Raw genomic sequence first — 25,234 nt, 5'->3', positions numbered from 1 at the left:
TGAGAATAATCCTGAAATATTAGTAGAAAGGAGAGTGGAGATAATTCAAGCAATCGTACAAAAATTTGTCAACAAAATGAGTGTCGGTTTCTTGCTTTTGTTGCTGACGCTAGTCTTTTTTGTTTGGACAGCAGGGTTAGGTTTTCCAGCAACTTTGTTTATATATAACAATAGTTCATTACTTATCGCTTTTAGTGTGGCTATTTTGCTCATTTTAAATGTTTATAAAGCAAAAGGCGTCGATTTTCTTTATCTAGGTGTTGCGCTTGCCCTTTTCATTTTCTTTTCTTACTTTCGGGAATTAAGAAATGAGTCTTTATTTGGAGACTTACTGTTTCCTTTGATTATTTTATTTTGTTTAGTAATTAAATGGATCGAGTGGACAAAATGGGATCGCGGTATTTATCTGATTGTCTTTACGGTCTTCCTCGGAATCACGTTATATCGTGTATTTACAGAGATCCAAGTACCAGAAGGACAAAGCATCTGGGCTCCAGGCAATTCGCTTTCTGATATTTGGATCAATACGAATACAATCGGAAGTTCTTTGATGACTCTTGCTTTATTGATCAGTGGATTTGCCAGTTCTTTTGAACGATGGTATGTTCGAATCATCGGTGGGATAGCAGTCGTTGCAGCCTTTTTAGGTATTTGGGTCTGCCAATCTAGAGGTGCATTAGTCGCGTTGATTGTTTTTGCGATATTGGATCTTTTACCTAAATCGTTGATGCGTGTCATTCGTGCGCCATTTATTGCCTACACGGTTACGATTCTTTTAGCTTTGCCGATTTCTTATCTGGCGGCTGTCTCTGAAAAAGTCAATTTGTTTACCGGTCGAGAAGATATTTGGCATAAATTCTATCAGACGCTAGGAGAAAAATCTGAACAAGTTTTACTAGGAATGAAAACATTTATCTTCCAGCGAGGAAACCAATTTTTAGGAAACCACAATAGTTATAATTCTATTTTGAATATCTATGGATTGATAGGATTTGGGATTGCTGCTTTGCTGCTTATCCTTTTTATTGGTCGCTTAACGTTGAAAGCAGATTTATCCAACGGGCAGATGACTTTTATCTGGGCCTTTTTTGCGGTGATGATGCAGTCATTTATGGAGGATACATTGACTTCATACCCATGGGTTCCGATTATTTATATCCTGTTGGCTATGGCCGTTCATCGATATGATGAACCAGAAGTTACGGAGGAATTCTATGTTATGGAAGAGGCATATGACGATATGACTTATGATGATACATCTTATGAGGAACAACCAGATAGCGCTCATTCTTCCAGGATCCAACGCTATCATTGATAGGCACAAAATACGAGAGAGGCTGTGACAACCGTCGCAGCCTTTTTTGGTTTATTGCAATTGTCTAGCATCTTCTGTAAAATAGAAACGTTAGAGAAAATCTTGTATCATAGAAAATTAAGAAAGAAATAAGAACGCAGCTCGGTACCAAAAATATGGTAAAATGGCACTTGACTGTAATTCACTGAAAATCGCTTGGAGGAACACAAATGTTTAAAGATTTGTATTTATTTATGAAGGACATTTATCAGAACAGAAAATTACTGCTACAGTTTTCGATCAATGACTTCAAATCAAGATATGCAGGATCGTTTTTAGGAATCTTATGGGCGTTTATCAATCCGCTATTTACTGTATTGATTTATTGGCTGGTATTTGGTGTTGGACTGAAAGCACAAATGATCGATGCAAAATACCCATTTATCGTATATTTAGTTACCGGGATGATTCCCTGGTTCTTCTTCTCAGATGCATTTGCATCAACTACGGTTGTTTTTCGGGAATATACTTATTTAGTAAAGAAAGTCGTATTCAATATTCGTATCTTGCCCACGACGAAAATCCTATCCAATCTGTACACCCATTTATTCTTCATTCTGATTGGCATAGCTGTCGCGCTTATAAATGGTATATATCCTTCAGCAATGTCTTTACAGCTGATTTATTATTTATTTTGCATGTGTGCTTTCTTGACAGGATTGACTTGGCTGACGGCATCGATCCAACCATTTTTACCTGATATCATGCAATTAATTACGATCGTGCTGCAGTTGATCATGTGGACATTACCGATATTATGGAGCCCTAATCAGTTTGATTCAGGTCTTGTAAGCATATTGAAATTAAATCCGCTGTACTATGTTGTTCAAGGTTATCGTGAGTCATTTTTAAGTGAAGCTTGGTTCTGGGAGCATGGAACATATACTTTGTATTTCTGGGTTTTCACGTTAGTAATGTTCGTAATCGGCTCTGCAGTGTTCCGTAGATTGAAACCACATTTTTCAGATGTGCTGTAAGGAGAATAGCTATGACAGAATATGCAATTAGACTAAAAGATATCACAAAATCTTATAATATGTACGCAAAACCTTCGGATCGATTTCGTGAAGCCCTCAATCCTTTTAAGAAATCCTATCATGATGTATTTTATGCGTTGAAAAACGTGAATGTAGAAATAAAAAAAGGTGAGATGATCGGTTTCGTGGGAGAAAACGGATCGGGAAAATCTACAATGTTGAAAATCATTACGGGAGTACTGACACCAACATCCGGCACGATGGAAATCGAAGGAAAAATCTCAGCTTTGCTAGAACTAGGATCAGGATTCAATCCTGAGTATTCTGGCTATGAAAATATCTATTTAAATGGAATGGTTCTAGGATTTTCAAGAGAAGAAGTCGATGAAATGGTCGATGATATCATTGAATTTGCTGATATTGGCGACCATATTTATCAACCTGTAAAAACCTATTCAAGTGGGATGTTCGTTCGTCTAGCTTTTGCTGTAGCGATCAATGTGAATCCTGATATTTTGATTGTGGATGAAGCATTGGCAGTAGGAGATCTTGAATTCCAACTGAAATGTATGGAAAAATTTACAGAAATTAAGAACTCGGGAAAAACGATTTTATTCGTTTCTCATGATATTAGTTCGATTCGCCGTTTTTGTGATCGTTCCTATTGGTTGAAAAATGGAGAAGTTGTCGAATATGGTGATACGATGGAAGTAACGACGAATTACGAAAACTTTTTGAAGAAAAAATCAGTTAAAACAGTAGATCGAAATAAAAACCAAGTAGAACGCTTCGCAGCTCCAGATATCGTAGACGTGACGAAAGCCGAATTGTTGGATAAAGATAAAAATCCAGTGGATATGCTGGAACAAGGAGAAAAACTATACGTTAAAGTAACCTATGAAGTAAAAGACGATACAATCAAAAATCCAGTTTTAGGAATTGCTCTGCGTACAGTCGACAATTTTTATGTGTGCGGACTCAATACTCTACTAGATGGTATCAAGATCCCTTGGAAAAAAGGTGAGAATATCTTTTATCTGGAGTATGAAAAGTTAGGTTTGTTAGCTGGTGAATATTATTTTGACGTTGCGGTCTTTGAAGAAAATGCAACGGTTCCTTTGGTATACAAGACAAAATACATGAACTTGTTTGTCAGCGGTTCTTATATCGGAGAAGGCATCGTGGTCTTAGACCATAAATGGGAAGAAGGGACTCATAGCAATGAAATATGATTTTGAAATGGACCTAGATGAACAAAGCAGTGTGGGAAAAATTGCCGCACAGATCAAACCAGGAAGTAAAGTTTTAGAGTTTGGTCCTGGAAACGGCCGATTAACGAAACATTTGATCGGAGCAAAACAATGTGAAGTGAGCATTGTCGAGCTAGATAAGGAATTGTTCGATTTTGTCAGCGAGTTTGCCCAAGATGGATTTTATGGAGATATCGAAAGTTTTGAATGGGCAAACTATTATGCTGGACAAACATTTGATTACGTTTTGTTTGCCGATGTTTTAGAACATTTGGTAGATCCTGGAAAAACGTTGAAGAAAGTTAGAGAATTTTTGAATGAAGAAGGAGAAATTCTAATTACATTCCCTAACTTGGCGCATAATTCTGTCATGATTGATTTGTTCAATAATCAATTGCCATGGGCTTCTTATGGTTTGCTAGATGAAACCCATAATTCTTTTTATACTCATGATGGCTTCCAAAAAGTTTTTGAAAAAGCAGGATTATACATCAATATTGAAGATTATTTGTACTTAGCTGTAGGTGATACAGAATTAAAATCAACTTATGAAGAATTGCCGGAAGCTGTACGTTATGATTTCAAAATGCGACCATTTGGCGAAGTCTACCAATACTTCTTCTCATTGATGAAACATCCAGTAGCACAAAGTTCCATTGCGCAGCCACAAAATTCTAATTATGTGAAAGTATTAGAAGTAATCCAGCAAACGAAACAAGATGAAATAATTCAACAAATACCATTCAATAATTTCACAGGGGAAAATGAGACACTAAGTTTCCATGTATCAGAATTAGCAGAACGAATGGTGTTTCGCTTCGCGCAGCAACCTAGCTTTATCGAATTCAGCGCAGAAGCTGCTGGAGAAAAACTCACATTTATCGATTCAAATGCTGTAGTCAAAACAGTAAATGATTGTTATTTGTTTGATGGTAAAGATTTACCAGAGTTTTTTTTAACGGATATTGCAGGGAAAGAAGTGACTATCCATTGTCACTATCGTTTTATCGGAGAATTGACACCAACAATGAAAGAATTGCTGGAAACAATCCGTCCAATGGCTGAAGTTACAAAGCAGCTTTCTGAGAAAAATGATGAATTAGAAAGAGAAAATCATCATCTTATTGAGAATAATACAAGATTAGATCAGACGTTGAAAACAACCATAAATCGCTATTGCACGTTGTTGGAAAGTGGTGAATGGACAATCAAACATAGATTAGGGCGACGTAAGAAAGAAACATCGAAAAAAATCCAAGAAAAAGAGCTTTCTCTATGTATTGACGAAAAAATCTGGGATGCAGAAACAAAGATATTGAAAATCATCGGGTGGGGAATCGCTAATTCGGATCGCCAACCATTGTCCTATAAGTTATCAGCCGACCAATCACCATTTTTTGAAGCAATTCCTGTTTTACGAGAAGAAGTCAATCAAGCAAAACAGCTAGCTGAAGGAGCAAAAGCAGGATTTGAACTGCGGATCCTTTGCGAGAAGGAACGTTCATTCTTAGTGGAAGCAGTGGCTCAAAATGGTCAATCATGGATCATTGAAATGTAAATAATGATTAACTTATAAAGATAAGGAGTAAACGAATCGTGCAAAAAAAAGAAATTGCCGTATTTATCGATCAAATCACTCGTGAACGGACCACTGGCGATTTGCTTATTGTGGGCTGGGCAATTGATGAAGTGACCAAAGAAATCCCTACGATAAAGGTAGAAAAAGAAAATGTGATTGCTGAAGCAACACATGTCGTAAGATTGGATATCAATCATTTATATAATCTTGATGTTAAGACCCAAAGCGGTTTTAAGGTACGTTTATCAGGGAAAATGAGAGGAAAAGCAATCTTAGACTTCCAAACAGCAAGACATCAAAATGGCATAGCTGTGAAATTAAACGGTAAATATCCTTATGATGACGGCATTGAATCTTCATGGGAAAGAAAAAAAAGATTACTGAAAAAAGGGATAAATTATGCAAGGACTCATGGAGTAAAAAAAGCAATCCGCCGGGTCAAACTGGAATTGAAACCAGGATCGATCGACTATGCAGAGTGGATCAGTCGTCATGAGAAACCTGATCTGAAAGAGCAAAGGAAGGAAGTACAAGGATTTGCCTACCGCCCATTGATTTCCATACTTATGCCTGTCTATAACGTTGAAATCAAATGGCTCGAAAAATGCATTGATTCGGTACTTGATCAAACGTATGATCACTGGGAACTATGTATCAGTGATGATGCTTCTACTGATCCAGCTATCCGAAAGTGTCTGGAATCCTATCAAGCAAAAGATGATAGAATCAAAGTCGTTTTCCGACAAGAAAATGGACACATCAGTCTGGCAACTAATTCTGCATTGGAAATGGCAGAAGGAGAGTTTATAGCGCTCTTAGATAATGATGACGAATTACCCCCATTTGCATTATATGAAGTGGCAAAAGTGCTAAACGTACATCCAGAACTGGATTTGATCTACAGTGACGAAGATAAAATCGATGCAGATGGGAATCGCTTTGACCCGCACTTCAAAGCAGACTGGTCTCCCGATACATTGATGGGAAATAATTATATCTCTCACTTAGGCGTATATCGGACAAGCATTGTTAAAGAACTTGGCGGTTTCCGTAAAGGATATGAAGGCTCTCAAGATTATGATTTGGTTCTTCGTGTGACAGAACAAATTCCTGCAGAACACATTTACCACATTGACCGTGTCTTGTATCACTGGCGGACGATCCCGGGATCAACTGCAAGCAATGGAGAAGCTAAAAGCTACATCTATGATTCTGGAGTGAAAGCATTGACAGATGCTCTATCTAGAAGAAATATCAAGGGAAGCGTACATCCTGGCAGAATTTCTGGTTTTTATGAAATCACTTATGATGTTTTGCAAGAAGACTTGGTCAGTGTGATCATTCCAACTAAGAATGGCTATGAAGATCTAAAAACTTGTGTGGATTCGATCATCGAAAAAACGTCTTATCCAAATTATGAAATCATTATTGCAGATAATGGAAGTACAGATCCTAAAATGCAAGAATTATTTGCAGAATACAAGCATCAGCTGAAAGACCGATTTATCGTCGAATTAATTGACATTCCATTCAATTATTCACGTATCAACAATCTGGCAGCAGAAAAAGCAAACGGCAAATACTTTTTATTCTTGAATAACGATACAGAAGTGATTGAACCTGACTGGATGACAGCGATGGTTTCTTATGCACAGTTTGATCGAATCGGCTGTGTAGGAGCAAAATTATTTTATCCGGATGATACAACGCAGCATGCAGGTGTATTATTAGGGATCGGTGGCGTTGCAGGACATGCATTGAATAACTATGATCGAACACATTGTGGTTACTTTGGCCGATTGGTCATTGACGTCAATTACTTAGCAGTCACTGCAGCTTGTATGATGGTCAAGGCAGCTGACTTCAATGCTGTCAATGGATTTGATGAAACATTAGAAGTAGCATTCAACGATGTTGACTTGTGCTTGAAAGTTTATGAACTGGGTCGTTACAATGTCTATGCACATCAAGCAGAATTGTACCATTTCGAATCTAAATCAAGAGGTTATGAAGATACACCAGAAAAACAAAGACGTTTTGCTGGGGAAATCAAAAAAATGCAAGATAAGTGGCCTTCTTATATTGCTCATGACCCATTTTATAACGATAATCTAACTAAAGAAGGAATCGGCGATTTTTCGTTGAGACCTGATTGATTAAAAGAACTGTATTTTCATTTTTATTAATGAAAATACAGTTCTTTTAATTTAATTATATGAATATTGTAACTTGTGAATAAGGAATTAGCAGGAGAATACTAGTTCAGCATAAAGGAAGTGATGGGACTTCTGAGACAACTTTCTGTTATGCAGAAATACACATATAAACAGACAATAAACGCTTTTCCCCGTTTCTTTTAATTTCCTTTACAATTTGGTTATTCACTAGGTTTTTAAACTTTGCTATGGTAAGATGATAGAGGCATTATTTTATGGTTAGGAGTGTATATATGAATAAAAATGGGGAGTGGAATGCGGCACGCAGAATATTCATTATTCTTATGGATGTACTTGTATTAAATGTGTCGATCTATCTTAGTTTTTTGCTGAAATTCCAGGGAGAAGTACCAGTGAGAAACTTAGAGACCTTTCAGCATTCAGCAATTTTTATTTCCATCATCTTTATTGCGTTGAATATTTTGTTAGGAGCTTATGTATTCTATAACCGAATGATCAGTGATATTGTCTTCATTACTGTTATTGGACAAGTACTAATAGCATTGGGGATCATGGTAGTTACTTTTGCTGGCCGATGGTTTGCATTTCCGCGTGGCGTCATTTTGATCTCGTTTATCCTAGGTACGATATTACTTAGTGTTTACCGGATAGTCGTTTACAAACTGTACTTAAGAGTCAGTCGTGATAAGAAAGTCCTTATCGTAGGTTTGGAGAAAGATGTCGCACCAGCTATCCAAAATTTTCAATCTAAGAAAAACAATAAACATAAGGTTGAAGCAGTGGCAATCGATAATTATTACGAAAATACAAAAAAATTGATCGATGATATGGATATCGTCTATTTGGCTTCTAAAATCCCAGAAGATGAAAAAATCAACATTTATCAATTAGTGACTAAAAAAGAGAAGAAATTATTTTTAAATACGACTTTTGAGAATCTGACAATGATAAATCCGAATATTATGAATTTTGAAGATGAAAGCATCATTGAAGCTTCTGGGTTCAGAATCCAACCAGAATACGAACTATTCAAGCGTCTCTTTGATATCATCGTTTCGCTTATTTTACTGATCCTCGCCTCACCTTTTATGCTAATCACAGCGATTTTGGTAAAAACAACTTCACCTGGACCAATCATCTATAAACAAGTACGTATTACGAAAAATCAAAAGGAATTTTCAATCTATAAATTCCGTTCCATGAGTGCGACAGCTGAAGCAAAATCAGGACCAGTCTTGGCTAAAAGTAACGATGCACGTGTGACACCAGTAGGTAAATTTATCCGTGCTGTACGTTTTGACGAATTACCTCAAATCTTTAATGTATTGAAAGGCGATATGTCGATTGTCGGTCCAAGGCCAGAAAGGCCATTTTTCGTTGATCAGTTCAATGAAGAAAATCCTTATTATTACTTAAGACACAATGTACGTGCGGGAATTACCGGATATGCACAAGTATACGGAAAATATGTATCAGATTATAACAGTAAACTACGTTTTGATTTGTTGTATATCAAAAAATATTCATTACTATTAGATTTGAAGATTTTACTTCAAACAATCAAAATCTTATTTGATAAGATGTCATCTCAAGGACTAGATGAAGATGAAAATATTAGTTCATTAGCAGAAATCGACTTTTCACAAGAGAAAATTTATCGCTAGATTGGAAAAATTTTGAGCAAAGAAGTAGGAGAGAACATTGGAAAATAAAAATGTAAGTATGCTGCTTTCTTTATATGATAAAGAAAAGCCAGAGTATTTAAAGGAAGCATTAACTAGTATTTTTGAGCAAACAGTAATGCCAAAAGAAATTGTATTAGTTTATGACGGCCCTATAAATGAAAAACTTCAAGTAGTTGTCACTTATTTCCAACAAAAAGATCCTCACTTGTTTACAGTTGTAAAATTAGAAAAAAATCAAGGATTGGGGATTGCTTTAGCAATTGGATTAGAACATACGAAAAATCGCTTAGTAGCCAGAATGGATACAGATGATATAATGGAACCCCAACGATTAGAAAAACAATTAGAGATCTTCCAAAAAGATCCAGAAATAGCGATTGTTGGGAGTAATATTGAGGAATTTACTGGCACGCTTAGCAATGTTATCGGAAAAAGAATTGTACCTGAATATAACAATGCAATTCGTGTATTTTCTAAAAGAAGAAATCCCTTTAATCATATGACCGTTATGTTTGATAAAAAAGCTATTTTGGAAGTGGGAAATTACCAACCATTAAGTGGGTTTGAAGATTATTATCTTTGGGCAAGATTATTAAAGGCAGGTTATAAAGGATATAATATTCAAGAAACATTAGTCTATGCGCGAACTGGCAAAGATATGTATGCAAGAAGAGGCGGAATGAAATATCTTGGTTCTGGTCTTATAGGTCGTTATCGTATCTGGAAAGACGGTTTAGGGTCAGTAAAAGATTTTATAATTGTTTCTTGCGGACATATTTTTATTAGCTTACTACCAAATCAATTAAGAGGAAAATTTTATCAAACGCAATTAAGAAAATAGGAGGTTTTTCTTTGTATAGCACTGATCCAAAAATGAAAAAAATACAACAGATTACGTTGAAAATGTCTCAAGAGATTGTTGATTTTTGTCTAAAAAATCAACTTCTTTGTTATTTCTGCGGTGGTGGTGCCATCGGTACTGTGAGAGAACAAGGGTTTATTCCATGGGATGATGATTTAGATTTCTTTATGCCTAGAGAGGATTATGAAAAATTTTATCAACTATGGGTTAATTCAGAAAAAAGTAAAAAATATCCCATACAGAAGGCTTCTAAAAATTATAATGATCATAATTCTTTTACAACTATCCGCGATGCAGATACTACATTTATTAAAACTTATCAAAGAGATTTAGATATAGTCCATGGAATTACTATTGATATTTTCCCGTTAGATGTTGCCCCTGTTTCGAAATTTAGCCGTAAAATTCAAAAACTATGGGCTTTAGTATATGCTTTATTTTGTTCTCAAGTCGTCCCTGAAAAACATGGTGGAATAATGGCTACAGGTAGTAAGATACTCTTATCTATTTTCCGCTCACCTCGTATGAGATATAAGATATGGTCTTTTGCTGAAAAACAAATGACAAAATATAATAATGAACCAACGGGCTATGTGACTGAACTTTGTGTCGGACCTAAATACATGGGAAATGTTTATCCTGCAAAAGACTTTGAATCTGCTGTGTGGGTGCCATTCGAAGATACAGAGATGCCAGTACCAGTTGGTTATGATAATTATTTAAGTCAAGTTTTTGGTGACTATATGCAGCTTCCGCCTGAAAAAGATCAGGTTTCTCATCATGAAGCAGTTTATATTGATCCAGAACATCCATACACAATGTACAAAGGAAAATATTATTTAACTAAAGGAGCAGAAAAAAAATGATTACAGCTATTATTATTGCCGGTGGTGTGGGTAAACGAATGGGACAAGATATCCCAAAACAGTTCATTACAATTGAAGGAAAACCTATTATTATCTATACTTTAGAATCATTTCAACACCATCCTCAAGTTGACCGGATTTTAGTCGTTTGCAAATCTGGTTGGGAAGAAACGATGTGGGCGTATATCAAAGAATTCAATATTAGCAAAGTCAAATGGGTCATTACAGGTGGATCAAAAGGACAAGAGTCGATCAATAATGGTGTTCAGTTTTTGAAAGACTATTCTGAAGATGATGATACGATCATCATCCATGATGGAATCCGTCCACTAGTAGACGAACTGGTATTGTCAGATGTAATCGTTAAATGTAAAGAATTTGGTAACGGTGTAACCTCTCTACCTTACAACGAACAAATTTTTATCAAGAAAACAGAAGAAACGACGGAACAGTATGTCGATCGTAACACATTGAGGCGTGTCTCAACTCCACAAGCTTATCAATACGGAAAACTACGGGCAGCATATGACCGGGCAGTGAAAGAAGACATCGGTATGACTGATTCTTCTTATACGAATACCATGATGGTAGATTTGGGAGAAACTTTATATTTTGCTGCTGGTTCTGATAAAAATATCAAATTGACAACAACAGATGATCTAGAATTGTTCAAAGCATATTTAAAAATGAAAGACTAGGTGAAAGATGATGACGTTGATTAAACAACCAATGTACCAAGAAGATTTGGCAAAAGTAATCAATCATACACCAAAAATAAAACAGCTACATGGAAAATCCGTTCTGATGATTGGTGCTTCTGGAATGATCGGCTCTTTTTTGATTGATACGTTGATGGCTGCTAATGAACAACTAGGCATCAAAATCAAAGTTTATGCAATGGGCAGAAACCGTCAGAAGCTTGAAAAAAGGTTTGCCAGTTATCTTGAATTAGATACTTTCGAAATTGTTGAAGGTGACGTCACAGAACCCTTACCAAAAGAAATTCAAGCTGACTATTTGATACACGGTGCAAGTAACACACATCCTAAGGCTTACGCAACTGATCCAATCGGTACGATCATGACTAATCTTGCAGGTACAGAGCAAGTATTGGAACATACAGTAGCAACCCAACCGGTTAGAGTATTATTTTTATCAACAGTAGAAATCTATGGCGAAAATCGAGGCGATATAGAAAAATTCACAGAAGATTACTGTGGATACATCGATTGTAATACACTGAGAGCAGGCTACCCTGAAGGAAAAAGAGTCAGTGAATCATTATGCCAAGCCTACATCGCAAAACACGACCTCGACATCGTGATTCCAAGGCTTTGCCGTACGTTTGGTCCGACGATGCTTTTATCTGATACGAAAGCATCCTCACAATTTATTTTAAATGCAGTCGAACAAAAAGATATTGTTTTAAAAAGTGAAGGAAACCAATATTTTTCGTATGTATATGTTGGAGATGCTGTTTCTGCTATTCTTCATTTACTGCTTGAAGGAGAAAAAGGAGAGGCGTACAACGTTTCTTCAGAAAACTTTGATTTACGACTAAAAGAATTAGCCCAACAGCTAGCTGATATCAGCGGTAAACAAGTAATTTTTGAATTGCCGGATGAGATTGAACAAAAAGGTTTCTCAAAAGCTAGCACAGCGATACTTGATAACAAGAAAATCAAAGAAAATGGTTGGTATCCAATATTTGAATTGAAAGAATCATTGATACACACAGTAGAATTAGTTAAAGGTGAGAAGCAAAATGTGTGAGATTAGTATTATTGTTCCTGTCTATAAAGTAGAACCTTATTTAAGAAAATGTGTAGATTCAATCTTAGCACAAACATTTACTGATTTCGAAGTGATATTAGTAGATGACGGTTCTCCCGATAACAGTGGTAAAATATGTGATGAATATGCATCAAAAGACAGTCGTGTCCGTGTCATCCATAAAGAAAACGGAGGATTAAGTAGCGCAAGAAATGCCGGGATTGATGTGGCACGAGGAAAGTATTTAGGTTTTGTTGACAGTGATGATTATATTGCTGAAGATATGTATGAAGTTTTGTATGAGAATTTGAAAAATTATGATGCTGATATCAGCTCTGTTGAGTTGATTCCTTTTCATGACGATAAGTATAAGAAAGCTAACAAAGAAAAAAAAGTAATTCTATTAAATAAAAAGGAAGCAATAAAATCTGTCTTAGAAGGAACACAATTTTATGCATACGCATGGAACAAACTTTATCGCAAAGAACTTTTTTATAACAAGCGATATTTAGATGGAAAAACTTTTGAAGATGCTTATATAATTATAGATATATTGCTTGAATCTGAGAAAATCATTGTATCAAATGAAGAAAAATATTTTTATCTACAAAGGAATGATAGTATAATGGGTAAAAAATTTTCTAAGAAAACTTTTGATGTTATAGAAGCATGGCAGTATAATCAGAAAAAAATATTGAGATATTTTCCTGATTTAAAAGATTCATATCAGCGTAGAGTATGTTGGGCATATTTTTACGTTTTGGATAAGTTGATTTTATCTAGTGATTATAAGCAGATTCCAGAGACAAAAGAAATCATTGGATTTCTGAAAAAAAACAGAAGATTCATATTATTTTATCATGGCTTTACTAAATCAAGAAAAATAGCAATTGTCGCTTTAAGCTTTGGAAGCATATGGTACAAAAAACTGGTTGAGATTCAATTAAAAAAACTTGATTAGTTGAGTTTGTAAAAATTAAAGCGGAGGAATTATATGAAAAAATCACGACTTTACTATTCACTAATGAACTCATCTATTTCTACTATAGTATTTTTTCTAAAATTAGTTATGCAATTTGTGGTAAGAACATTCTTTATAAGGTATCTAGGCGTAACTTACTTAGGATTGAATGGTCTCTTTTCTAATGTACTTAGTATTTTGTCTTTAGCTGAATTAGGAATAGGTACATCTATTGTATATTCTATGTATAAACCTATAGCAGTAGGGGATAGAGAAGAAATAAATGCATTGATGGATTTGTACAAAAAAGCTTATCATTATATAGGAATTGGAGTTGCAGTTATAGGTGTCAGTGTTATCCCCCTTTTTCCTTATATTTCAGGGAATTATTCAATTACTAATGAATTTATTTTGTACTATCTGTTGTACTTATCAAATTCAGTTTTAAGCTATTTCTTTACTTATAAGCGGTCATTATTGATTGCGCATCAACGAACGTATGTTGTAAATTTAAATGATTTTATTTTTTTATTGCTAAGTAATATTTTTCAAATATACTTACTTGTACATTATAAAAGTTTTTCATTATATTTACTTGTTCAATTAGTTTTTACACTATTAGGGAACCTAAGTATTTCTTTCAAAGTTGACAAGGACTATAGTGAATTAAAAAGATATCAAAAAAAGCAGCTGTCTAAGAAAAAAATGAGTAACATTAAAAGAAATGTAATTGGGAATATGAGCTCTAAAGTTGGCGGGGTTATTGTTATGGGGACAGACAGTATCTTAATCTCTAGTTTTGTAGGTCTCTCAGCAGTCGGATTTTACTCCAACTATACAATGATAATTAATAATGTTCAAAATCTCTGTAAACAGGTAACTAACTCAATAACTGCTAGTATTGGTAATTATATTGTTAGTGCAAACACAAAGGATGCATTGGATTTATTTAAAAAACACTTGTTTGTAAATTATTCAATGTTATATTTTTCCACTTTAATCCTTGCTTCAGTGCTTAATCCTTTTATAATTTGGTGGATTGGCGATAAATATGTTTTGCCTTCTTTTACCGTTTCTTTAATTATTATTAACTTAGTGGTGCAAATATTTAGAAATACAAGCTTTGTTTTTATAGACTCCTATGGTCTATATTGGATTCAAAGATGGAAATCCATTATTGAAGCCACCATTAACTTAACGTGCTCATTAATATTACTAATATTTTTTGATATGGGTATAAATGGAGTACTCTTAGGTACATTAATATCTTCACTAGGATATGTGTTATGGGTAGAAGTATTTTATATTTTTAAGTATGGTCTTAAGGTAAGTATATCGGTGTACTTAAAGTTATTTACAAAATATTGCTTTTTGTTAGTTTTAGCTACCCTAGTTACCCTTTATTTACAATCCTTTATTGTTTATAGTGGCTTAGTTAGCATAATATACAAAGCTATTATATCAATTTGTAGCGGGGGAATTCTATACTTGATTTTTTACTCGCGATCAAGTGAATTTAAATATCTACTCAATATAGCTAAAAAAGTCTTAGGGAGGAAATTTTAATGAATATTTGCATAGTCAGCCCTTCGTTTGGTTATGGAGGAGCGAATATCATCGCTGCAACGCTTGGAAAGGAACTAGATAAGACTCACAATTTAGTATATTATTCTTACAAGTATACAGATAATTATTCTAATCTTCCCGAAGAAAAAATATTTTTTTTTAAAGGGACGCATAACAAATTATTGGACAAGTTTAAAAAAAGTACAGAATACATTTTTAGTGGTGGAGAATTTACCCCGTACAAATACTATAAAGGAGAAATTGAACAGCTTTACGAATTAATTGAAACATTTAATGTAGAGTGCATCATTCTAAATTCTTTTACTGCAGTGTCAATATTTGCAATTCCTTTGAATAAAAAATATCCTAAGGTTAAACAAATAGCGTGGATGCATGAATCTGCAGAACAGAGTTTTGGCTCTTTAGTAAAAAATTATTTAAGATCATATGAAAAATCTTTAGCAATAGTAGATAGAGTAGTGTGTTTGACGCAAACAGATCTAAAGACTTATAGACAATACAATAATAATTCAGTAGTAATTCATAATCCTGTTACTTTTAATACCAGTGAAGAGTCTAATTTAGAAGAGAAAGTAATTTCTTTTACTTCTAGATTAGATATAGAGATTAAGGGACTTGACTATCTAGTTGAAGTAGCAAAAAAGATACCAAATAATTGGAAAATAAGAGTTGCAGCAAATGGTAGAGAGGACCAAATAGAAGAGTTTTTAAGGCTTATAAAAAAGAATGGTGTAGAAAATGTAATTGAATATGTTGGTGCTTTGAAAGGAGAAGCATTAATCGAACATTATGTAAATAGTTCTATTTTTATCTCCACTTCACGAATTGAGTCATTTCAGCTTGTCTTAATCGAAGCAATGGAATGCGGGTTACCCGTAATCAGCTTTAAACATAGTGGGGCTAAAGAAATTTTAGATAATGGTAAATATGGTATTTTAATCGAAAACTACAAAATTAATGAAATGTCTAGAGAAGTAAATAAACTATGTAATAGTTATGAAGAGCGTTTAAAATGGCAAAACATTTCATTAAAAAGAGTTAATGATTTTAATATGGACGAAATAAAAGAATACTGGATACAACTTTTGGACAATTTAGGAGTGAAATAATGGATAATCTTAAAAATAAACCTTATCTGGAAAAATCATATTTACTTATTTTAATTTTTGCGTTAATCATTCGATCTATGAATATATACAGTTTGCTACCTTCCACATTAGATAGTATATTATTTACTTTTTTAGCTTTTGTTGGTTTTATTGTGGTTCTTTTTGAATTATACATTTTTTTAATAGAAAAACATAAAGATTGGACCGATTGGTTAATCGTAATATTTCTGGCAGCATTTCTGATATCTACGATATTAAATAGAAATTATGGAATAACTAGTAATTTAAAACTACTAGTATGGAATAGTATTTATACAATCGGAATATATCAATTTATCAAAAGACAAAAGAATAGTTTTTCTATAATAGATTATATAAATTACATTGTGATGATAGGAATGTTTCTACTATCATTTGTATCTCTAGTAATGTATATTATTCAATATAGTTATGTATTTGTCTATGGACCTGGACCAAGAGATCACATAAGAATCGGCTTTTTAGAATCTAGACTATTTGGAGTCTTTGGAGACCCAAATTACGGTGCAACTACTGCTTTGGTTACTATTGTATTATGTTCATACTATTTGTTTAAGTATTTCAATACAAAAAATTTCTTTATCAAAACATTTTTTATAGTTAATATCGTAGTACAATACTTCACCTTATTGCTAACAGGTTCGAGAAGCGCTTTACTTTTAAGCTATTTAGCTTTCGGATTTATTGCATTTTCTATAATTTTTTATAAACAAGGATTAAAAAAGACCTCTACTTTTAAAAATTTTTTATATTCATGTGTGTTGACTCTATTAGTACTATTTGGATATTTGATAGTTCAAAATGGGACAAAAGATGTGTTAGTTACTATACCTAATAAGATTTACTCAACATTGTATAAAACAGAAGAAAGAAATAAAAAAACTATTGAAGAGAAAAAAGAACCTATAAGTTTAGACCGTAAAGATGTTGTAGATAATTCTGATATTTCAAATATGCGTTTCTCAATTTGGAACAGTTCAGTTGAAATATTCAAAACTTCTCCTATTTACGGTACTTCTCCGAGAAATTTATTACCATATGCTCATGACAAATTACCTAATACTTTTATTTCTCAGAAATCTATAGTAGTGCATAATGCTTTTTTTAATGTCTTGACAAGTGTTGGCTTACTTGGCTTTATCCCCTTTATGGTATTTTTGGTATTTAATGGAGTAAAAATTATATTTTGTTATTATTCCTATCAAAAGGAGCTAAGTTTACAATTCTTAACTTTACTCACCGTTGAAATTGTTTTAGTTATGTCCGGTATGTTTAATAATGAAATTATTTTGGTCAATACAGTTGGTTCTTTCTTATTTTGGAGTTATTTAGGCGCACTAAATGGAAATTTAAAGGGGGCGTTAAGAAATGAGTAAAATGGAGCGAAAGATGAATCTGACAGAAATTAAGTCGGCTGCTTTAGAAATGTTACTTTACGTTGATTCTATTTGTAAAAAAGAGAAACTACGCTATTCAATCTATTATGGAACTCTTTTAGGAGCTGTTCGCCATGGAGGTTTCATTCCATGGGATGATGATGTAGATATAGTTATGCCTAGGAATGATTATATAAAATTATTGAAGATTCTTGAAAATGACAAAAAATATATTTTAGCTAGTCCATATAATCGTAACAATTATCGTTATACTTTTTCAAAGTTATTTAACCCAAAAACTAAATTAGTATCAACACAAGTGTTTAATTACGAAGAAAAGGACTTGGGTGTTTTTCTTGATATTTTTCCGTTTGATGGGTTACCAGATGATCCTGTAAAACAAAAAGAAATAGGAGAAGAGATGGATGAATTAAAACTGAATTTTATGAATAGTATAGGAAAATTATATGCACGTTCTTATTCATATCCAAGAAGTATAGCTAAATTAATTATTAAGTATCCTCTCCATAGAAATTTAGTGAGAAAAGGAGGATACAAGTTTTGGAATGATTTATATGAAAAAAAATCTTTAGATTATCCTTTTGAAAAAAGTAACTTTTGTGGACATCTAGAGTATGTTAAGTTTTCAAAGGCTGTTTATCCTACTGAGTGGTTTGAATGGGATAACTTAATTCCTATTCAATACGAAGGCCATGAATTGCAATGTATTAAAAATTACGAGGATTTTTTAACACAATACTATGGAGAGTATATGCAATTACCTCCAAAAAAAGAACAGATTTCAAATCATCATTATGTAGCATTCTGGAAATAAGAGGTGGAATTAATATGAAGAAAGTTATAACGTACGGTACTTTTGACTTATTGCATTATGGACATATAAATTTGCTGAGGCGAGCGAAAGAACAAGGTGATTATCTTATAGTTGCATTGTCAACTGATGAATTTAATTGGAATGAAAAACAAAAGCGATGCTACTTTGACTACGAAAAAAGAAAGCAGCTATTAGAGGCAATAAGGTATGTAGATTTGGTTATTCCTGAAAATAGTTGGGAGCAAAAAATTAATGATATTAAAGAGTTTAAAGTAAATAGATTTGTAATGGGTGATGATTGGGCTGGAAAATTTGACTTTATTGAAAAAGAAACTAATGCTGAGGTAATATACCTTCCACGAACACCTGAAATCTCTACTTCTCAAATCAAAAAAGATTTATATTATAAATAATCTCTAGTTGCAAAATTGAGTTTATCAAAATAATTTTAAGATTCTAATAGTATTTAGAAACATTGAAAATATAATAAGATGAGAAGGTATAATCGCTGACAAATGATTTTACCTCCTCATCTTTTTTCTTATAATAGGCACGAGACAATTATTATAGATTGAATTTTCAAAGTCTCTAAATAAAGTATTTGGGAGATCTTTTGCTTATATTCTCCAGAGGCATCTTAAGGTATAGTTAATACCCGTGGTGCTAGTTAATTTTAATATCCTAAAGAATATCTCAAAGTTCCTTCAAAACGTCGTTGTGCTCGACTTAATAGAACACTGTAAGCCAGTAATATGCTTTCAAATCTACTCTCTAGCCCTTTAACAGAACGTGAGTTGAAATTTTGACAACCTAATTTTTCTAAGGAAGAAAAAACAGTCTCAACTGTTTTTCTTTGTTTTCCAAGTAAGCTGTGGTCTAGTTTTTCTGATTTATCCATGTTTTTACGTGGCGGAACGGATATTGTAATGCCCTTAAGGGCAAGCTTTTCATGGATTTTATGGCTAATATATCCTTTGTCCCCTAGGATATTGGGAAGATTCGCTTCTTCCGATAAAGTCTCTAACACTTTCACGTCATGGACACCTGGATTCGTGATTGAGTAAGTAATCGGAAAGCCAGTCTTAGTAACGATCATATGAATTTTAAGACCATAAAAATAAGATTTTTTTGTTGAGTTATAGCCAACTTTGGCTATTTGATTCAATAGTTTTGCTTGTCTATTTCTAACTGGTTTACATAATGGACTAGGAAAACTATCTATAATTCCGACTAGTTCACCTTTGGTGAGCTTCTTGATGAAAAAGTATCGAATAATCTTGATAGTGTAAGCTAAGTTTGAACTTAAGCGAGTGAATCGACTCCTACTAGGAAAGTCACCATTAGGAAATAAGACGGAACAAACCGCTCTATACGTGGCTCTTTGGCTAGTATAGCCATTAATTATGCCCCATATAACACAAGTAATAATCACTGTATCGCGTTGCTTCAGTTGATCAGTATTTCTTCGGTTTTTAATCTTATCTGGTACACAATTGTGGTATATGTTAGAAACAGTTCTCATAATTTCCTTGAATGTTATAAAAGTATCTGTATAATGTTCAGTATATTTTGATGAACGCATATGTAGTCCTCATTTCTTGGGAGTTTTGAGACTACTATATGCGTTTTTTTGTTGATTTACCAACATGTTTAGACATTTTCCTCTAGGAAAAAATTAACTAGCACCACGGGTTAGTTAATATATTTGTATATTAATAAGGGAGCGTCAATAATTTTGTGTAAATAAATTGTCCTCCTGCAAAATAATTAGTTACTCAGTAAACATTGAAACTAATGTATCGGTTACCTGTTGAAAACCTTTATGGCTTCTGTTTAGAAATTTTTGATTGTATGTATCAAAAATGCTGACTAGAAAGCGTTCTAGTGATTCTTCATTTTGAAACTGCTCTTTTCTACGGCTGTATCTTTTAATTTGCTTATTGAAAGACTCGATTAGATTGGTTGAGTAAATGGTTCTACGAATGCTAGGTGGAAAATCATAAAAAGTTAATAAGTCTTGGTTTTCTATGAGTGACTGCGTCACTTTAGGATAGTTTTTCTTCCATTTCTCAATCATGCCGGATAAGAAGGTATTCGCTTCTTCTTTTGAGTTAGCTTGATAAACAGCCTTAAAGTCATCACAGATTTCTTTTCGGTCTTTGACACGTACTTTATGAGCGATATTACGAGATACATGGATACAACAATGCTGATATTTTGCTTTAGGATAAATTTGATGGATAGTATCTTTCATGCCTTTTAAGCCGTCCGTAATAAAAAGCAAGACTTCTTGAACTCCTCTGGAGTTAATATCCTGTAGCAGCTCATTCCAAACGTATGTTGATTCAGTTGGAGCAATCGCATAACTCAGTACTTCTTTAGTGCCGTCTTCTCGTATACCAATGGCAATATAAATCGCTTCTTTGGATACAGTTTGACGTTTTAGTGGAATGTAAGTAGCGTCCATAAAAATAGCGACATACTTATCATTTAAGGCTCTGGATTTAAAGGCATTTACTTCTTCAGTCAGAACTTTAGTCATGTTGGACATGGTTTGTGGAGTATAGTGATGACCGTACATTTTTTCGATCAAATCAGCAATTTCAGACATCGTAACACCTTTTTCGAATAAATGGATAATAGTGGTTTCCAATGTATCGTTTGTTCTTTTGTAGGCTGGTAAAGTTTGTTGTTTAAACTCACCATTACGATCTCTAGGTATTTCCAATGTTAATTCACCATATTCGGTTTTGATTGATCGAAAGTAAGAACCGTTTCTCGAATTACCTGAATTAAAACCAGTGCGATCATATTTTTCGTAATCTAAAAAAGCCGTTAATTCAGTCCGTAGGAGTGTGTTTATCGCTTTTTCTAAGTGCGAACGGAATAATTCATTTAAATCGCCTTTAGTGACTAGAGTTTGCACAATTTCTGTAGTAAAATCATTCATAGGGAAGTCCTCTTTTCTGTGAATTGGTTGTCGTTAACTTTATTCTACAGAAGGGACTTCCTTTTTTGTATGGATTTTTTCATTTACACAAAATATTTTATACTCTCATTAATAACTAGTATCTCTTTTTTTTATAATTATAAAAATCATTATTTAGTCCCTTTTATTATATGCTATAATTACAATAACACTAGTTTACTAAGTGTGTAGAAATAGAATTAAGGAGATACTTATGAAAAGTACAATAGCTATCTTTATTAATATTGTCATATTGGTAGCCTCATTATTTACTTCAACAAATTATTCCATAGCAGATACCCAAACTTATAATCAGACTGAAATTAGCAGTGATGTAGGCATGTATAGCTACGAAAGCAGTGATGGGAAAAATGAAGAAGCAATATCTGAATCTTCTCAATCTATTATTAGTAGAGAAGAAACTGATAGCTCCAGTAGTTCGTCAAGATATATTTATTCGTCAGAATCTACTTCTAAAACTTCTGAAGCAAACTCTGACACTGAGGAAGCAAATTCTGATACTGAAAAAACAAATGTAATCCAATACGACACAATAAATGAGTATCCATCCAATAGATCTGATTTAAATTATAGTTCTAAAAGAAATAGAAGCAATGTCGCCATTGATTCACTAATAACACCTTCGGATAAGAATCCGGGAACAGATTTTATTGATGTGTCTTCACATAACGGACCAATAACTGTGGAACAATTTAAAAAAATTAAATCTTACGGGATAAAGGCTGTTATAGTTAAAGTGACTGAGTATACAACTTACATCAATCCATATGCTCACACCCAAGTTTCTAATGCCAGGGCTGCGGGAATGAGAGTAGGTGGCTATCATTATAGTTGGTATGAAAACGAAAATGAGGCTAAAGCTGAAGCAAATTATTTTGCTAAAAATGCTAGCGATGTTGGGTTAACAAAAGCAGATGTCATGATAAATGATCTAGAAGAAAATAGTATTTCAGCTAATCCAAATCATACTAAAAATGCTCAAGCTTTCGAAAATCAGCTTAAATTGCTTGGTTATTCTAATATACAACACTATATAGGGTTAAACTGGATTAATAATGGATTGATTAATCCTCAAGTTTTGGGTGAAAAAAATATGGGTAGCTGCTTACCCTTATACTGTCACTGATGAAAAAAAATATCAACAATATAGTGCTTGGCAATGGACGTCTCAAATGTCTTTTCCAGATGTCCCAGGGGTTTTCGATGTATCTGTTGACTATGAAAATAAAATCAGTGGACTACCACAAGGTATCCCTCTAACCGATAATCGGTATGTGACCATTACAAAAAAAGGATACAATTTATGGTCAAACTTTAATTGGAGTAAGCGTAATAGTACAGATAATTTATACAATCAAACGTTTGAATCAAGAGTGAAGTATAATCATATTAACGGTTCGACCTACTTATCTTTGTATGATTTCAATGGGATATGGAAAGGATATTTGAACGCAGAAGCTATAAACCTTATAAAAAATTGATTTTTATAATATAACGAAATTTTAACTGGAGTGAATTTGATGGATACTATATTGATTACTGGCGGAGCTGGTTTTATCGGTTCAACGCTAGCGAATTATTTGGGAAAAGAAAACAAAATCGTAGTAGTCGACGATTTATCAATGGGAAAAAAAGAAAACTTGGATATGGAGAAACAAGTGACTTTCATTGAGGGGGATGTATCAGATCCTCAATTGATGGAAAGAATCATGAAACAGTATCAGTTTGCCTATATTTTTCATTTAGCTGCTGTAGCTAGTGTGGCAGATTCTGTAGAACGTCCTCTAGAAACTCATCGTGTAAATTTTGACAGTGCGCTTTTATTGCTTGAATTGGTACGAAAATATCAATCTGATTTAAAACGATTGGTATTTAGTTCATCAGCTGCAGTTTATGGCGATGAACCAACGTTGCCAAAAAAAGAAGAATCGGTCATCCGTCCTTTAACACCATATGCCATCGATAAGTTTGCAGCAGAACAATATGTTTTGGATTACTGTCATTTATATGATGTTCCGACTAGTGCTGTCCGATTTTTTAACGTTTATGGTCCAAATCAAAATCCTAACTCTCCATATAGCGGAGTTATTTCGATTCTAGTGGACCGATACAAAAAACAATTGGCAGGAGAAAAAACAGAATTTACTTTATTTGGTGATGGTAGCCAATCTAGAGACTTCGTTTATATAGAAGATGTTATACAAGCACTTTTACTTGTTGCTAAGGAAGAAAAAGCTTTAGGACAGCAATTCAATGTCGGTACAGGAAAAAGCACTACGCTACTTGAATTGATTCATTCAATTGATCAAATCTTAGGAACAGAGCTAGCGCTTAAATATGAAGCGGAGCGTTCAGGGGATATTCGTGATTCTTTAGCGGATATTTCAAAGATCCGTTCTTTAGGTTATCAACCCAAATTTGATATATTGAACGGAATGGAACGTTATTTAAAGACAGAAATCGATTAAAACAAAAAACCAGCATCCTGCTGGTTTTTTTGTTTCGACTTAGCTTTTTAAATTAACACCTTCCATCAGTTCGTAAATCTGATTTCTTAAATCAGTGGCCGGCAATTTGATGTTTTTATCAGATTGGATATTACTTTCCATGACGATTGCATCTTTTGTGTCTTTTTTCATCGCCGCTACTGCATGGAATCGATTGATATTTCCCTGAGCAAGGATATAATCATTTCCACTGTAAACACCGCCGCTGTAAGGATGTTTATCACCATTATTTTGCCACAATGAGAAAAGTAGTTCTTTTGGTATAATATCGCCAGACAGAACACTGGTAAAGAATTTGTTCAAGTCATAAACAGACATACTTATATTTCCTGTGCCTAATTCATTTCGGATGTCTGTTTCAGGCTCGACCAATGCTTTTGAATAATCGTCAGTTGCAGACATTTGGTAAGATACAGCATGCTGAGGGGAATTTTTTACATTTTCATAAAAATCTGTATGTTCTAGATGGAGTGGCCGAATGATTTCTTTTTTTAAAAGAGTTTCATAAGGCTGATTCGTTAGTTTGATCAATACCCCTGTAAGCAATGTATAATTTAATGGTTCATAATGATACGTATCATAATCAGTAAATTTCAAATGATGAAGGGCAAACTGAATGATCTCACTATCTGACATAGGTTTTTTTGGAGAAGCGGTTCGATGAAGACCAGAGCGCATGTAAAGCATATTTTTGATTGAGATTTGCTGACTTCCAGGAATCTGAGGATAAAATTCAGATAGCTTTGTGTCAAAAGTTATCTTGCCAGATTGAATTTGTTTTAGGATAAGTAAAGCAGTCATCGCTTTTTGGATCGAACCGATTTGATAGTAAAGAGAAGGAGAATTCGATTCTTTTATGCGTAGATTTGCGTACCCATATCCTTTTTCTAATATCACTCGATTATTTTTGCGTACATAAATCGAACCGATATAATCTGATTTTTGCAGTAATTGATCAATTTTGCTGGCAAGCATCTGCTCATTAGATGTTAAATTGGAAGCAAGTTGTGCGGGTTCCGTTTTATAAATTTGTGGTTGAGGTTGTTTTGTTAATTGCCATCCTGTAATGATGCCTGTTGAAAAGAAGCTGACAGCCAGCAACAAAACTGCGAGAAAAGAAAGAGAGATCTGCTGTTTTTTTTGATGTTTTCCTTTTGCCATGTTAATTCCTTTCTATCCATTTTTAACTATTTTTCATTGTAATCCTCAAAAAGAGCATTTGCCACTTACAATTTTGACATAATATTTGGTAAAATAATTCACGGCAGTAGAAATTTCATGTATAATAAACAGAGTTACGAAGATGAT

The 25,234-nt window shown here is 33.7% G+C and carries 22 protein-coding genes; 19 read left to right on the top strand and 3 right to left on the bottom strand.

The features are described from left to right. The first annotated feature begins 34 nt into the window (after nucleotides 1–34). The 16 genes from IGJ87_RS08500 to tagD all read left to right on the top strand — a co-directional run bounded on the left by IGJ87_RS08500 (nucleotide 35) and on the right by tagD (nucleotide 18,843). Entirely contained in the window at nucleotides 35–1,315 is a 1,281-nt protein-coding gene (locus tag IGJ87_RS08500) for an EpaQ family protein (protein ID WP_010721713.1), read from the top strand. A 209-nt stretch (nucleotides 1,316–1,524) separates the two neighbouring features. Beyond that, nucleotides 1,525–2,331, top strand: a complete 807-nt coding sequence (locus IGJ87_RS08495; protein WP_002289081.1) for an ABC transporter permease — start codon at nucleotides 1,525–1,527, stop codon at nucleotides 2,329–2,331. Nucleotides 2,332–2,342: 11 nt separating this feature from the next. Beyond that, nucleotides 2,343–3,563 (top strand): ABC transporter ATP-binding protein, encoded by a 1,221-nt coding sequence (locus IGJ87_RS08490; protein WP_002289079.1) that lies wholly within the window; start codon nucleotides 2,343–2,345, stop codon nucleotides 3,561–3,563. After that, nucleotides 3,553–5,139, top strand: a complete 1,587-nt coding sequence (locus IGJ87_RS08485; RefSeq protein WP_010721714.1) for a class I SAM-dependent methyltransferase — start codon at nucleotides 3,553–3,555, stop codon at nucleotides 5,137–5,139. The genes IGJ87_RS08490 and IGJ87_RS08485 overlap by 11 nt, the downstream gene beginning before the upstream one ends. A 38-nt stretch (nucleotides 5,140–5,177) precedes the next feature. After that, nucleotides 5,178–7,316: a glycosyltransferase family 2 protein gene (locus IGJ87_RS08480; protein WP_010721715.1), complete on the top strand. Its 2,139-nt coding sequence runs from the start codon at nucleotides 5,178–5,180 to the stop codon at nucleotides 7,314–7,316. A 293-nt stretch (nucleotides 7,317–7,609) separates the two neighbouring features. After that, nucleotides 7,610–9,001, top strand: a complete 1,392-nt coding sequence (locus IGJ87_RS08475; RefSeq protein WP_002295430.1) for a sugar transferase — start codon at nucleotides 7,610–7,612, stop codon at nucleotides 8,999–9,001. Between the two features lie 58 nt (nucleotides 9,002–9,059). Further along, nucleotides 9,060–9,863, top strand: coding sequence for a glycosyltransferase (locus IGJ87_RS08470; protein WP_033602991.1), 804 nt, complete (start codon nucleotides 9,060–9,062; stop codon nucleotides 9,861–9,863). 32 nt (nucleotides 9,864–9,895) lie between these two features. Further along, nucleotides 9,896–10,750 carry a LicD family protein gene (locus IGJ87_RS08465; RefSeq protein WP_082208319.1) on the top strand — a complete coding sequence of 285 codons (855 nt, stop codon included), beginning with the start codon at nucleotides 9,896–9,898 and terminating at the stop codon, nucleotides 10,748–10,750. Next, nucleotides 10,747–11,448 carry an IspD/TarI family cytidylyltransferase gene (locus IGJ87_RS08460; protein WP_002297058.1) on the top strand — a complete coding sequence of 234 codons (702 nt, stop codon included), beginning with the start codon at nucleotides 10,747–10,749 and terminating at the stop codon, nucleotides 11,446–11,448. The genes IGJ87_RS08465 and IGJ87_RS08460 overlap by 4 nt, the downstream gene beginning before the upstream one ends. 7 nt (nucleotides 11,449–11,455) lie before the next feature. Next, nucleotides 11,456–12,523 (top strand): NAD-dependent epimerase/dehydratase family protein, encoded by a 1,068-nt coding sequence (locus tag IGJ87_RS08455; RefSeq protein ID WP_010721718.1) that lies wholly within the window; start codon nucleotides 11,456–11,458, stop codon nucleotides 12,521–12,523. Then, nucleotides 12,516–13,484 (top strand): glycosyltransferase family 2 protein, encoded by a 969-nt coding sequence (locus IGJ87_RS08450; RefSeq protein WP_010721719.1) that lies wholly within the window; start codon nucleotides 12,516–12,518, stop codon nucleotides 13,482–13,484. The genes IGJ87_RS08455 and IGJ87_RS08450 overlap by 8 nt, the downstream gene beginning before the upstream one ends. A gap of 33 nt (nucleotides 13,485–13,517) precedes the next feature. Next, entirely contained in the window at nucleotides 13,518–15,050 is a 1,533-nt protein-coding gene (locus IGJ87_RS08445) for a lipopolysaccharide biosynthesis protein (protein WP_010721720.1), read from the top strand. Continuing rightward, nucleotides 15,050–16,180, top strand: coding sequence for a glycosyltransferase (locus tag IGJ87_RS08440; RefSeq protein ID WP_002337658.1), 1,131 nt, complete (start codon nucleotides 15,050–15,052; stop codon nucleotides 16,178–16,180). Before IGJ87_RS08445 ends, IGJ87_RS08440 begins: the two co-directional genes overlap by 1 nt. After that, a complete protein-coding gene (locus IGJ87_RS08435; RefSeq protein WP_010721721.1) occupies nucleotides 16,180–17,595 on the top strand; it encodes an O-antigen ligase family protein in 1,416 nt (471 codons plus the stop codon). Before IGJ87_RS08440 ends, IGJ87_RS08435 begins: the two co-directional genes overlap by 1 nt. Then, complete coding sequence (locus tag IGJ87_RS08430; protein ID WP_010721722.1) at nucleotides 17,588–18,430, top strand: LicD family protein; 843 nt, start codon at nucleotides 17,588–17,590, stop codon at nucleotides 18,428–18,430. Before IGJ87_RS08435 ends, IGJ87_RS08430 begins: the two co-directional genes overlap by 8 nt. Nucleotides 18,431–18,444: 14 nt before the next feature. Continuing rightward, nucleotides 18,445–18,843, top strand: a complete 399-nt coding sequence (tagD, locus tag IGJ87_RS08425; protein WP_002334670.1) for a glycerol-3-phosphate cytidylyltransferase — start codon at nucleotides 18,445–18,447, stop codon at nucleotides 18,841–18,843. 260 nt (nucleotides 18,844–19,103) lie between these two features. On the opposite strand, the gene IGJ87_RS08420 is transcribed toward tagD, so the two are convergent. Both IGJ87_RS08420 and IGJ87_RS08415 read right to left on the bottom strand, forming a co-directional pair. Continuing rightward, a complete protein-coding gene (locus IGJ87_RS08420) occupies nucleotides 19,104–20,012 on the bottom strand; it encodes an IS982-like element ISEfm1 family transposase (protein ID WP_010721723.1) in 909 nt (302 codons plus the stop codon). 189 nt (nucleotides 20,013–20,201) lie between these two features. Then, nucleotides 20,202–21,380 carry an IS256-like element ISEf1 family transposase gene (locus IGJ87_RS08415; RefSeq protein WP_000997695.1) on the bottom strand — a complete coding sequence of 393 codons (1,179 nt, stop codon included), beginning with the start codon at nucleotides 21,378–21,380 and terminating at the stop codon, nucleotides 20,202–20,204. Nucleotides 21,381–21,612: 232 nt separating this feature from the next. Between IGJ87_RS08415 and IGJ87_RS08410 the strand changes: the two genes are divergently transcribed. Genes IGJ87_RS08410 through IGJ87_RS08400 form a run of 3 tightly spaced genes read left to right on the top strand, consistent with a single transcriptional unit; the run spans nucleotide 21,613 to nucleotide 23,887 of the window. Then, on the top strand, nucleotides 21,613–22,545 hold the full coding sequence (locus IGJ87_RS08410) for a GH25 family lysozyme (RefSeq protein ID WP_010721724.1): 933 nt from the start codon (nucleotides 21,613–21,615) through the stop codon (nucleotides 22,543–22,545). A 46-nt stretch (nucleotides 22,546–22,591) separates the two neighbouring features. Continuing rightward, nucleotides 22,592–22,900, top strand: coding sequence for a hypothetical protein (locus tag IGJ87_RS08405; protein ID WP_002337799.1), 309 nt, complete (start codon nucleotides 22,592–22,594; stop codon nucleotides 22,898–22,900). A 39-nt stretch (nucleotides 22,901–22,939) separates the two neighbouring features. Further along, a complete protein-coding gene (locus IGJ87_RS08400) occupies nucleotides 22,940–23,887 on the top strand; it encodes an NAD-dependent epimerase/dehydratase family protein (protein ID WP_010721726.1) in 948 nt (315 codons plus the stop codon). 39 nt (nucleotides 23,888–23,926) lie between these two features. Here the strand turns inward: IGJ87_RS08400 and IGJ87_RS08395 are convergent, their stop codons facing one another. Next, nucleotides 23,927–25,087 carry a serine hydrolase domain-containing protein gene (locus IGJ87_RS08395; protein ID WP_002295411.1) on the bottom strand — a complete coding sequence of 387 codons (1,161 nt, stop codon included), beginning with the start codon at nucleotides 25,085–25,087 and terminating at the stop codon, nucleotides 23,927–23,929. Between the last annotated feature and the right edge of the window lie 147 nt (nucleotides 25,088–25,234).

Origin of the sequence: Enterococcus sp. DIV1411a, assembly GCF_050531945.1 — a bacterium.
GTDB lineage: Bacteria > Bacillota > Bacilli > Lactobacillales > Enterococcaceae > Enterococcus_B > Enterococcus_B faecium.
This window is presented reverse-complemented; position numbering and strand designations above follow the sequence as displayed.